Here is a 12,053-nt window from a genome sequence, read left to right as displayed (position 1 = left end):
GCTTCGCACCGGGCACGCGCGTTCAGGAGGAGCAGCCACGAACTGGGTGACGGGTAGTGGGCGAGCGCAGCTTCCTCACCACCCGGCACGGCAGGCGGCAGCTGCCTGAGCTGGCTGAGCTCCCGGTGCGGCCTAGGTGCCCCGGAGCGGGCGTGCCGTGGCTAGCTGCTGATTGAGTCTTGGTCGAAGCCGGCTTCTTGCCATTGGGGCCAGGTGAGGGTTTTGCCCTGGTAGGCGAAGCGGTCGGCGGACTTGCCGCCGATCTGGTAGCTGTTGTGGCGGAAGGTGACGGCGCCGGGGCGGGTGGGGGAGCCCTTGTTCTCGACGACGCCGGTGCTGGAGGCCGCGTCCTGCATGACGACGAGGTTGCCTTCGATCGTGACGTCGCGGAGGACGTACGTACCCCGCGGCCCGTCACCCCGCGTGCGGGACTGGATCGAGATCCCGTTGCGGTTGTCCTTGACCAGGTTGCCGCGGACCTGCACCCCGGCGGACGTGTTCACGTTGATCCCGCCGCCGTCCCACAGGCTCCCACCGGACCCGCGCCCGGTCCCATACCCGTTGCCCTCGACAACGTTCTGCTCGATCACGGCCTGGTAGCTGATCTCGTACCGGATCCCGTCCGCCGCGTTGCCGCGGATCCGGTTCCCGGTGATCGTCCGGTCGTACTCCGCGATGTCGCTCCACATCCCGATGCCCCGATTGCCGACGATGTCGTTGCCCGACACCTCACCCGACGACCGGGTCGACTTGATCCCCCCGGACTCCCAGTCGGCGATCCAGAACCCGTCGGTGTTGTTCCGGGTCACCAGGTTCGCGTTGATCCGGACGCCCTCGGACTTGTACTGCCCGATCCCGAGCTGCCCGTTGTCCGCGACCGTGTTCCGGCTCAGCTCGGCCTGGTCGCCCTCGATCACCATGATCCCGACCGCGTGGTTCCAGCGAACCTCGTTCGAGACCACCTTCCACCCGGGCCCGACCTGGAGCGCACCTCCCTGCGGCAGGCTGGCGAAGTGCTCGATCGTCAACCCGGTCACGGTGACGTCCTCGGCCGACTTCTCGATCGCAGTCGGCGTCCGCGACATCTCGACCGCGCGGCCGTCCGGATCGTCACCGACGTACACGGCGTTCGAGGCGTAGTCCCCGAAGAACGTCCCCGGCTCCAGCTCCCCGAGGCTCATCACCCGCGTCAGATGCTTCCCGTCGACGAACACCTGCTCGCCCCGCTGGCACGGCTTCGCCTTGTTGTCCTCGCACTGTCCTTTCAGCGGGTACGCCGCCGGCAGCACCCCGCGCACCACCCACCGATCGCCGTCCCGCTGCCACCCACTCAGCGCCACAGACCCGGTCAGTACGACGCCCTTCCCACCGGCCAGCGTGTCACCGGCCCGCGGACGGATCGCCCGGCTGATCCGATGCACACCCTTCGCGAAGCAGAACGTCGTACCTTCCGGCGCCGCGTCGATCACCTTCTGCGGATCCGCCCCCACCGCGATCGCGGTCCCCACACACGCCTTCGCCGTACCAGGTCCTGTCGGCCCGAGCGCAACGGCAGCCGCTGCAGGTGGGGCAGTAGGCACCGTCACCGCAGGGGTCGCCACGGACGGCTTGGCTGAGTCCCCATCACCTGCAGAGCACCCGGCCAGCAGCAGCACCAACACGGCGCCACCCACGACGACACCACGACGCCTCATCAACAACCCTTCACCCACCCCCGGCGAACAGATCTGCAGGAGACTACAGGCACACCAGGGCGGCGCGGACCTGTGGCACTCACCAAGTTCACACGGCCCAGCCGGCCCACGCTCGACCGCACGAGCGGTCCGCCGCCGATCACCGGTTGATGAGTGACACAGGTCCGCACTTTGCCGGGTGGGGTGCTGTGTCGGCGCGGCGTACTGGGGAGTCTGGCTTGCCGTTTCAGGTCGGTAGCGCTCCCCGGACTGTGTCAGGACGCGCCGGGCGTGGGGACAGCGGACAGCATCTGGGGACCGCGGACAGGTCATACCTTGTCCGCAGTCCCCGGTTGCTGTCCGCGCTCCACTCCAAGCGCACTGGGGCGGCGGCTGTTGTGGGTTGCGACGGGTGGTGTCAGGTGAGGTAGGTGTCCCGGGCGAGGTTGTAGGCGAGGTCCTTGGCGACCTGGAAGGCGTCGTCCTCGTCGAGGCGGTGCTGTACGACGAGGTTGGCCAGATAACCGGCGTCGATCCGCCGGGCGAGATCGTGCCGGGCGGGGATCGACAGGAACGCCCGGGTGTCGTCGACGAACCCGGACATGTTGTAGAACCCGGCCGTCTCCGTCACCAGTTCGCGGAACCGCCGCATCCCGTCCGGGCTGTCCAGGAACCACCACGGCGCCCCGAGCCGCACCGCCGGATACACGCCGGCCAGCGGCGCAAGCTCCCGCGAGTACACGGTCTCGTCGACAGTGAACAGCACCAGCCGGAAACGAGCCGCGTGCCCGAACCGCTCGAGCAGCGGCCGCAGCGACCGGGTGAACTCGGTCGCCACCGGAATGTCGTGCCCCTGGTCCGGCCCGTACGCCGCATGGATCTCCGGATCGTGGTCGCGCAGGACGCCCGGGTGCAGCTGCATCACCAGCCCGTCCTCGGCCGACATGACCGCCGACTGGTACAGCATGTGCCCGGCGAACGCACTCGCGTCCTCTGCTGACACATCACCCTTCAAAGCACTCGTGTAGATCCGCGCAGCCTCCGCGTCGGTCAACGGGATCGCCGCCGCGCTGTAGTGCCCGTGGTCGGTCGCCCGCGCGCCCGCCTCGATGAACGCCTGCCGCCGCTGCCGGATCGCGGCCAGGAATCCGTCGTACGTCGCGGTGTCGATGTCGGCCAACTCTCCGAGGCGGGCAGCGAGAACACTCCAGCCGGGCCGGTCGAGGTGCACGAGGGCGTCAGGACGGAAGGTCGGGACGACTCGGCCGGGCAGGTCCGCGGCGAGCTTCGCGTGCTGGGCGAGGTCGTCGGTGGCGGCGTCGGTGGTCGAGATCAGCTCGATCCCGAACCGGTCGAGCAGGGCCCGCGGCCGGAACTCGGGCTCGGCGATCCGGGCGGAGATCTGGTCGTACAGCTCGTCCGCGGTCTCGGGCGAGGGGTGAGTGGTCACGCCGAGAACCTCGGCGAACTCGTGCTCCAGCCAGTACCGGCTCGGCGTACCCAGGAAGAGGTGCCAGTTCGCGCAGAACTCCCGCCAGACGTCGCGCGGGTCGGCCGGCGCGGTGCCGTCGCGGCGGGGGAGACCGAGGCGGTCGGGGGAGATGCCCTGGGAGATCAGCATCCGGGTCACGTAGTGGTCCGGGACGACCAGCAGCTCGGCCGGGTTGCCGAACGGCGCGTCGGTCGCGAACAGCCCGATGTCGACGTGCCCGTGCAGGCACAGCAACGGCAGGTCCTTCGTCGACGCGTGGATCCGCCGGGCGACGTCGCGTGCCTCGCCGGCGGGCAGGGCGCGGTCCGGATGAGGCTGCAGGGCCTTCGGCATGGGTCCTCCGGGATGAGTGGGCTGAAACGAGTACTGCAAAGGATTGCAGTGCGCACGGGCCCACACAACCCTTTGTCCACAAGGCGAATCTCACTGACCGTCGATCGACAGTGAACGAACTCTTGACACAAGTGTGAAACCGATTGCAGACTGCGACGTCGGGGCCGACCTGAGGAGGTGACCATGCCTGCGACGATCCGTGACGTGGCTCGGCTGGCGGGCGTGTCGCCTTCCACCGTGTCCCGGGCGCTGTCGATGCCGGAGATGGTCAACGCCGCGACCCGGGTCCGAGTCGCAGCCGCGGTCGAGCAGCTCGGCTACCAGCCCAACCGTGCCGCCCGTGGTCTGATCACCGGCCGCACCGGCAACATCGGCCTGGTCGTGCCCGACCTGGCGAACCCGTTCTTCGCCAGCGTCACCAAGGGCGTGCAGGCGCGCGCCCGCCGGTCCGACACCGCAGTGTTCGTCGCGGACACCGACGAGGACGTGACCGCGGAGGTCGGCCTGGTTCGTGCGCTGTCCAAGCAGGTCGACGGGCTGATCCTGTGTTCACCACGGTCCGGTGACGCCGACCTGTCCGCGATCGCCCAGGACACGAACGTCGTCCTGGTCAACCGCACCGCCGAGGGCATCCCCGGCATCACCTACGACAACGAGGAAGGGATGCGGCAGGCCGTCGCCCACCTCGTTGCCCTCGGCCACCGCCGGCTCGCCTGGGTCGGTGGACCGGTCACGTCGTGGTCGACCCAGCACCGCGGCATCGGCCTGGCGAACGCCGTCGCCGACCACGGTGTCGAGCTGAGCCGGGTCGGTCACTTCGGCCCGACGTACGAAGGTGGCATGGCGGCGGCGGACCAGGTCGTCGCCTCCGGCGCCACCGCTGTCATCACCTACAACGACCTGGTCGCGATCGGGCTGCTGGCCCGGTTGCACGCACGGGGGATCTCGGTTCCGGGCGATCTGAGCGTGGTCGGCGTCGACGACATCGCGATGTCCCGGATGGCCCGACCGGCGCTGACCACGGTCCGGCTGCCCAAGCAGGAGGCCGGCCGGATCGCGGTCGAGCTCCTGCTGGCCCTGCTCGACGACCCGGACAGCACCGTCGACACCCGCGGCACCCTGCACGGCGAGCTGATCGTCCGTGACTCCACGGGGCCCGCGGCAAGCCCCTGATCTGCCGCCCCGAGCCGATCAATCCCGGCACCACGCCGGGCCCGCCCTTGATCCAGAGGAGATAGACCCGATGCCCCTGCAGCGCAGAACCGGCCGTCGCGTCCGCCGCACAGCCGTCGTCGGCCTGCTCGCCGTACTGGCCGCGTGCGGAGCCCCGACAAGCCCCAACCAGTCGTCCGGCGACAGCTCCGGCGATGCACCGGACAAGCCCTCGAAGGCGGTGACGCTGAACATCCTCGACGTGGCCGGGAACCTGCAGCTGACCCAGCCGATGATCGACGACTTCGTCAAGCAGCACTCCGACGTGATCTCCAAGGTCACCTACTCCAAGGGTCCGGCGCCCGAGCTGTCCGGCAAGATCAAGGCCCAGCAGGACGCCGGCCGGGTCGACATCGACCTGGTGCTGACCGGTACCGACGGCCTCGCGGCCGGCGCGGAGCAGGGCCTGTGGATGGACCTGCTGCCGAAGTACGCCGATCGGCTGCCCGGCATGAAGGACTACCTCGAGCCGGCCGCGAAGATGCAGGGTCTGGCCGGCAACGTCGGCGTCACCGTCACGTACTACCCGTCCGGCCCGCTGCTGGAGTACCTGCCGGCCAAGGTGGCGTCGCCGCCGAAGTCGGCCGAGGAGTTGCTCGCTTACGCGAAGGCCAACAAGGGCAAGGTCATGTACGCACGCCCGGCCAACTCCGGACCCGGCCGGACCTTCCTGATGGGCCTGCCGTACATCCTCGGTGACAAGGACCCGAAGGACCCGGTCAACGGCTGGGACAAGACCTGGGCCTACCTCAAGGAGCTCAACCAGTACGTCGACTTCTACCCGTCCGGTACGGCGGACACGATGAAGGCGCTGGCCAACGGTTCGGCCAGCATCATCGCCAGTACGACGGGCTGGGACATCAACCCGCGCGTCCTCGGCACCGTGCCGAAGGAGGCCGCGATCACCCCGCTGAAGGGCTTCCACTGGGTCACCGACGCGCACTACGCCGTCGTACCGAAGGGAGTCTCGACCGACAAGCAGGCCGCGATCCTGCAGCTGCTGCAGTTCATGCTGACGCCGGAGCAGCAGGCGAAGGCCTACGACAAGGGCTACTTCTACCCGGGTCCGGCGATCAAGGGTGTCGACCTGTCGAAGGCACCGCAGGAGAGCCAGGACGCGATCACCGAGTTCGGCCGGCCGGAGTACGACAAGTTGATTGCCGACACTCCGAACGAGGTGCCGTTGGACGCGAAGGCTCTGGTCGCGGCGTTCGACAAGTGGGACCGGGAGGTCGGCGGCAGCAAGGTGAAGAAGTCGTGAGTGGTTTCGGCCGGCTCCGGCTGGAGGGCGTCGGCCGCCGGTTCGGGACGGCCGACGCGCTGGCCGGGCTGGACCTGACGATCGAGCGGGGCGAGTTCATCGCCCTGCTCGGCCCGTCCGGTTGCGGCAAGTCGACCGCCCTGAACTGTCTGGCCGGGTTGCTGCCGTTGACCACCGGCAGCATCTGGCAGGACGACCAGCGGATCGACACGCTGCCGCCGGAGAAGCGCGGCTTCGGCATGGTCTTCCAGAACTACGCGCTGTTCCCACACCTGACCGTCCGGGACAACATCGCGTTCGGTCTGCGGATGCGCCGGCTGCCGAAGGACGAGGTACGGCGCCGGACCACCGCGGCGATCGAGATGGTCCGGCTCGAGGAGCACGCCGGCAAGCTGCCCGGGCAGCTGTCAGGTGGTCAGCAGCAACGCGTCGCGATTGCCCGGGCGACTGTGCTCGAGCCGTCGCTGGTGCTGATGGACGAACCGCTCAGCAACCTGGACGCGAAGCTCCGGCTGGAGATGCGGACCGAGATCCGCCGCCTGCACCAGTCGCTCGGCCTGACCACGGTGTACGTGACGCACGACCAGGAGGAGGCGCTCAGCATGGCCGACCGCCTGGTCGTGATGCGGGAGGGCCGGGTGCAACAGATCGGCACGCCTGAGGAGGTGCACACGACGCCGACCACCTGGCACGTCGCCGACTTCATGGGCTACCGCAACCTGTTGCCTCTCGCGGCGCGGAGCGTGGCCGGCGAGGTCGTGACGGTCCCGCTCGGCGGTACGACGATCGACGGCGTGGCGCAAGGTACGGTCGCCGCCGGCGAGGACGTGGTCGTGGCGGTGCGGCCCGAGGACGTGAAGCTCGGCACCGAAGGCCTGCAGGGTCTCGTCGAGGTGGTCGAGTACCAAGGCCGCGAGCTCGCGGTGGAGGTCGTGCTGGACGACGGCACGCGTCTCCACGCCCGGACCGAACGCAAGGTCCAGGCCGGTGAGTCGGTGTCGGTGGCCATCGACCCGAGCCGCCTGCTGGTGTACGCGTCCGACCGTCCCGCGGCCGAGCTGGTGACAGCGGGGCTCGCGGTATGAGCGAGACCGCGAGCTGGCAGCACCGGCTGGCCGAGCGCGGCGTCGACCGGCGGCTCTGGTTGTTGCTGCCGGCCACTGTCTTCGTGCTGCTGCTCTTCATCTACCCGTTCCTGTACGGGCTGAGTCTGTCGTTCCAGCCGCTGAAGGGCGGCGGGGCTCTGGCCAACTACCAGAAGTTCTTCAACGACGCCTATCAGCGCGACACGATCGTCACGACGCTGAAGATCGCGCTGCCCGCGGCACTGCTGAACGTGCTCGCCGCGGTGCCGATCGCATTCCGGATGCGCGGCCGGTTCCGCGGCAAACGGCTGCTCACGACGGTGCTCGTCGTACCGATCACGCTCGGCACAGTGCTGACGGCGCAGGGCCTGCTGAACTATCTCGGCCCGACCGGCTGGTTCAACCGGATCCTGATGGCCGTCCATCTGATCGACGACCCGATCCGGCTGACCAACAACTACTGGGGCGTGTTCTTCTCGCTCGTCATCACCGGGTTCCCGTTCGCGTTCCTGCTGGTGCTGTCGTACCTGAGCGGTATCGATCCCACCCTCGAACGGGCCGCCGCGACGCTCGGCGCGTCCCGGGCGCAGCGGTTCCGCCGGATCACGCTGCCGCTGCTGGCTCCCGGGCTGGCGACGACGTTCCTGCTCACGTTCGTGCTCGCGTTCTCGGTCTTCCCGTCGGCGGTCCTGGTCGGAAACCCGGCCGGATCGACCCGGGTGATCTCGCTGGCCGCGTACCAGGCGGCGTACGAGCAGTACGACTACGCCTACGCCTCGGCGATCGCGATGATCATGGGCGTGGTCGAGCTGGTCGTGGTGGCGGTCGTGCTGCTGTGGCGGTCGCGGCTCTACACCGGATCGACAGGAGGCAAGGGATGAGCACGCGAGCCCTCAAGGCGACGCCGACCGCTTGGCTGATCTGGGCCGTGGTGGTGTTCTTCTTCGTCAACCTGGCCGGTGTGGTCGGGTCGGTGCTGGTCAGCTCGTTCGGCCGCCGCTGGTTCGACACGTGGGTCCCGGACGGCTTCACGACGCAGTGGTACGGCGACGCGTGGCACGAGTTCGGGTTGTTGCAGGTCATCTCCGTGACCCTGATCGCCTCGGGACTGGTCGTCGTACTGTCGGTCCTGGTCGGTGCGCCGGCGGCGTACGTGCTGGCCCGGCAGAACTTCCCGGGCAAGCGGCTGGTGTACCTGACCTTCCTGCTGCCGATCCTGATGCCACCGATCACGTACGGCATCCCACTCGCGACCGTGCTGTACAAGTTCGGTTTCGCGGGTCACCTGTCCGGCGTGGTGCTGGCGAACCTGGTGCCGTCGGTGCCGTTCGTGATCCTGACCATGACGCCGTTCATCGAGCAGGTGGATCCGAAGATCGAGAGCGCGGCCCGGATGCTCGGGGCGAACACCCGCGCGGTGTTCCTGCGCATCCTCGCACCGCTGCTCGTGCCGGGCCTGCTGGCCTCGGCCATCTTGGTGCTGGTCCGTACCGTGGGGATGTTCGAGCTGACCTTCCTCACCGCCGGTCCGGACTCGCAGACATTGGTGGTCGCGCTGTACTACTCGATGTCGGCGGCCGGGATACGTGCCCAGCAGTCGGTCGACGCGATGGCGGTCATGTACACGGCGATGATGCTGGTGTTGCTCGTGGTCGCGCTGCGTTTCGTCAACCCCACGCAGTTGGTCGCCCGTGTGAAGGAAGAACCCGAATGAAAGCTGAGGTGCACGCTTGAGCAGGCTGAGTCTCACCCATCTCCCCGTCGCCCCCGCGGTCGATCCGCGGGCGTTGTCGGTCGGCATCGTCCATCTCGGGCTGGGGGCGTTCCATCGCGCCCACCAGGCCGTGGTCACCGAGCGCGCCGCCGTCGCCGGCGGCGAGACGCGGTGGGGGATCACCGGGGTGAGCCAGCGCTCGGGCAGGGTCCGCGACCAGCTCGCGCCGCAGGACGGTCTGTACTGCGTTCTGGAGCGCGGACTCGGCGATCCGTCGGTGCAGGTGATCGGCAGCATCCGTGAGGTCCTGACCGCCCCGGAGGATCCGGACGCTGTGGTGGCACGGATCGCGGATCCCGCGGTGTCCGTGGTCACGCTGACGGTGACCGAGAAGGGGTACCGAGCGGCCGGTCACGGCCTCGACCTGGACGATCCCGAGATCCAGGCGGACCTGACCGGCCGCCCACCGCGCACGGTGGTCGGGCAGCTCGCGGCCGGGCTGGCGCGCCGGGACGAGCCGTTGACGATCGTGTCGTGCGACAACCTGGTGGCCAACGGGCCGTTCCTGCGGAAGCTGGTGACGGACTATTTCGAGGCCCTGGGCAAGGTTCCCGAGGTGTTCGAGACGACCCGGTTCCCGGCCAGCATGGTCGACCGGATCGTGCCGGCGACCACCGACGCGGACCGTGACGAGGCGGCCCGGCTGCTCGGCGTACGGGACGAGGCAGTCGTGGTCGCGGAGCCGTTCCTGCAGTGGGTGATCGAGGACGACTTCGCGGGGGACAGGCCGGCGTGGGAGCGCGGTGGTGCTGTCCTTACCGCCGACGTTGCGCCGTGGGAGCAGGCCAAGCTGCGGATGCTGAACGCCACCCACTCGATGCTTGCCTACCTCGGTGCTCTGCGCGGGTACGAGACCATCGCTGAGGCGGTGCGGGACGAGGAGTTGTCCGCGCTGGCACGACAGCTCATGACGGAGGACGTCGTACCGACGCTGACGGCACCCGACGGCCTCGACCTGACCGAGTACGGCGCGTCCGTCCTCGAGCGGTTCGCCAATCCGGCGTTGAAGCATCGCACCACGCAGGTCGCGATGGATGGGTCGGTGAAGCTACCGGTCCGGATGCTGGGGACAGTCCGCGACCGCCTGGCTGCGGGCGCCGAGCCTCGGGTGATCTCACTGGCCGTCGCCGCGTGGATGGTCTACGTGTTGAAGACGCCGATTGTCGACGATCCGCAGGCCGACCGGCTCAAGGCTGCCCTTGCGGGAGCCTCAGGTCCGGCCGCTGTGGTCGATGCGTTGCTCGATGTCGACTCGGTCTTCACCCCCGACCTACGCGACTCAACAGTCTTCCGCGCCCTGCTGATCGACCACGTTAGCTCACTGACTGCCGGGTCGACCACGTCAGCTCCCTGACTGCCGGGTCGGGCACGTTAGTTCGCTGATCTCCGGGTTGTGAAGGTGCTTGTCGTGTCCTGGCCGGTCTGGCGCCATTCCTGGGCGCTGTACCACTGGCCGGTCTTCTGGAACCGGTCGGTGGTCAGGCTGTCCAGGATGTAGGTGTTCTTGTCCAGCGTCACCTCGCCGAGCGGGATGGCCGCGCCGGCGTTCTGCACCATGCCGGTAGCGGTCGTCCCGCCGCGCATCGTCACCTGGTTGCCGGAGACAACGATGTCGCGGAGCACATTCAGGCCCCACGGGCCGGAGCCGCGGGTGCGGGACTGGATCGAGATGCCGTTCACGTTGTCGGCGACCACGTTGTCGCGGATCTGGACGTTCGACGATGTGTTGACGTTGATCCCGCCGCCGTCCCACAGCGACGTACCTGAGCCACGGCCGGTGCCGAGGCCGTTGCCGCTGATCTCGTTGTTCTCGATCACGCCGTTGCGGCCGATCTCGTACCGGATCCCATCCGCCGCATTGTCGGCAATCTGATTGGCGTTGAAGGTCCGGCCGTCGTCGTACGCGTCGCTCCACAGCCCGACGCCCCGGTTCAGCTTGATCAGGTTTCCGGTGACCCAGCCGCCGCTGGACCAGGTGGTCTTGATCCCGCCCGACTCCCAGTCCGCGATCCAGAAGCCGTCGGTGTTGTTGTAGCTCACCTCGTTGGCCGAGATGGTGCCCTTGAGGGTGCTGTACTGCCCGATGCCGAGTTGGCCGTTGGAGTGGATGAAGTTCTTCTCCAGGACGGCGCCGTCGGCGTTCACCAGCATTGCCCCGACCGCGTGATTCCAGCGGATGTCGTTGGCGAGGACCTTCCAGCCCAGCCCGAGCACGACCGCGCCACCTTGTGCGGGTGTCGCGAAGTGCTCGATCGTCAGCCCGCGCACGGTCACGCCGCCCGCGGTCGACTGGATCGCGGTCTCGGTCTTCGACATCTCGACCGACCGGCCACGCGGGTCGTCACCCAGGTAGACGGCGTTCGCCGCGTAGTCGGCGTAGAAGGTGCCGGGGGCAACCTTGTCCCGACTGGCCACCCGGGTCAGGTGTTTGCTGTTCAGGAATACCTGCTCACGCAGGTAGCAGATGTTCGCGACGTTGTCCTCGCACTGCCCGGTCTGCGAGTACGCCGGTGGCAGGACTCCCGTGGTCACCCAGTCGCCGTTCGACGCGGTCCACCTCGTCAGCGGCACCGACCCGGTCAGCACGGCGCCCTGATCGCTGGCCAGCACCTGGTCAGCCTTCGGGCGGATGGTCTGTGTGATCCGGTGCAAGCCGGCCGTGAAGCAGAACGTCGTACCGTTCGGTGCGTCGTTGACGATCTTCGCGGCGTCCTGCCCGGGCTTGATCGTGACCCCGGCACATTGGGGTGCTTGCGATGGTCCGGATGGGAACACCGCGTCCGCGGAGGGCGGCGTCGTGGGCAGATCCGCTGGGGGAGGCGTCGGCTGCACTCCCGGCATGATCGCGTGCAGCGGATCGTCAGACGGTGCCGCAGGCAACAGCCGGTCCGTGGGTGCTGCGGGCAATAGGCTGTCCGTGGGTGCCGCGGGCAACAGGCTGAACTCGCCCTGCACTAAGACGTCGTCGGTGGGCGCACTGTGCGCGGGCAAGGCTGTCGTGACGGCGAAGGTGCCGACTGCAACGATCACCACAACTGCGGTAGCTGTCTTCATTGCGGAGCCTCCGGGGGCACAGGTGGATCCTGAGCGCACCCCCCATGGCGCGGCTTCGTCTGCAGACTACTACTACCTCAGGTAGCCAAGGCAATACTTTCCGCGCAATTTCTGTTGCACCCAGCCCCAATCCCGTTGCAACAGGCAATCGATCGCGCCGGGGAGAGGA

General features: G+C 68.4%; 9 protein-coding genes. 6 read left to right on the top strand and 3 right to left on the bottom strand.

Annotated elements, in window-relative coordinates:
• Window positions 1-161: 161 nt before the first annotated feature.
• Together AB0I34_RS05920 and uxaC are read right to left on the bottom strand one after the other, a co-directional pair.
• Window positions 162-1,694 (bottom strand): right-handed parallel beta-helix repeat-containing protein, encoded by a 1,533-nt coding sequence (locus tag AB0I34_RS05920; protein WP_360440076.1) that lies wholly within the window; start codon window positions 1,692-1,694, stop codon window positions 162-164.
• A 397-nt stretch (window positions 1,695-2,091) separates the two neighbouring features.
• Window positions 2,092-3,498, bottom strand: a complete 1,407-nt coding sequence (uxaC, locus tag AB0I34_RS05915) for a glucuronate isomerase (protein ID WP_360440073.1) — start codon at window positions 3,496-3,498, stop codon at window positions 2,092-2,094.
• A 183-nt stretch (window positions 3,499-3,681) separates the two neighbouring features.
• Here uxaC and AB0I34_RS05910 point away from each other — a divergent pair, with 183 nt between their 5' ends.
• From AB0I34_RS05910 to AB0I34_RS05885, 6 genes are all read left to right on the top strand, one after another.
• Window positions 3,682-4,671 (top strand): LacI family DNA-binding transcriptional regulator, encoded by a 990-nt coding sequence (locus AB0I34_RS05910; protein ID WP_360440070.1) that lies wholly within the window; start codon window positions 3,682-3,684, stop codon window positions 4,669-4,671.
• Between the two features lie 70 nt (window positions 4,672-4,741).
• A complete protein-coding gene (locus tag AB0I34_RS05905; protein ID WP_360440067.1) occupies window positions 4,742-5,971 on the top strand; it encodes an extracellular solute-binding protein in 1,230 nt (409 codons plus the stop codon).
• Complete coding sequence (locus tag AB0I34_RS05900; RefSeq protein WP_360440064.1) at window positions 5,968-7,056, top strand: ABC transporter ATP-binding protein; 1,089 nt, start codon at window positions 5,968-5,970, stop codon at window positions 7,054-7,056. Before AB0I34_RS05905 ends, AB0I34_RS05900 begins: the two co-directional genes overlap by 4 nt.
• Window positions 7,053-7,937 (top strand): sugar ABC transporter permease, encoded by an 885-nt coding sequence (locus AB0I34_RS05895; protein WP_360440061.1) that lies wholly within the window; start codon window positions 7,053-7,055, stop codon window positions 7,935-7,937. The genes AB0I34_RS05900 and AB0I34_RS05895 overlap by 4 nt, the downstream gene beginning before the upstream one ends.
• A complete protein-coding gene (locus AB0I34_RS05890) occupies window positions 7,934-8,770 on the top strand; it encodes an ABC transporter permease subunit (RefSeq protein ID WP_131350915.1) in 837 nt (278 codons plus the stop codon). The genes AB0I34_RS05895 and AB0I34_RS05890 overlap by 4 nt, the downstream gene beginning before the upstream one ends.
• Window positions 8,771-8,786: 16 nt before the next feature.
• Window positions 8,787-10,184 (top strand): mannitol dehydrogenase family protein, encoded by a 1,398-nt coding sequence (locus AB0I34_RS05885; protein ID WP_360440057.1) that lies wholly within the window; start codon window positions 8,787-8,789, stop codon window positions 10,182-10,184.
• Window positions 10,185-10,201: 17 nt separating this feature from the next.
• Here AB0I34_RS05885 and AB0I34_RS05880 read toward each other — a convergent pair whose 3' ends face one another.
• On the bottom strand, window positions 10,202-11,884 hold the full coding sequence (locus AB0I34_RS05880; protein ID WP_360440054.1) for a right-handed parallel beta-helix repeat-containing protein: 1,683 nt from the start codon (window positions 11,882-11,884) through the stop codon (window positions 10,202-10,204).
• Window positions 11,885-12,053 lie beyond the last annotated feature (169 nt).

This window comes from Kribbella sp. NPDC050281, assembly GCF_040655855.1.
In the GTDB taxonomy this organism is placed as follows: Bacteria; Actinomycetota; Actinomycetes; order Propionibacteriales; family Kribbellaceae; genus Kribbella.
The sequence above is the reverse complement of the archived record's forward strand: the minus strand, read 5'-3'. Positions and strand labels throughout refer to the sequence as shown.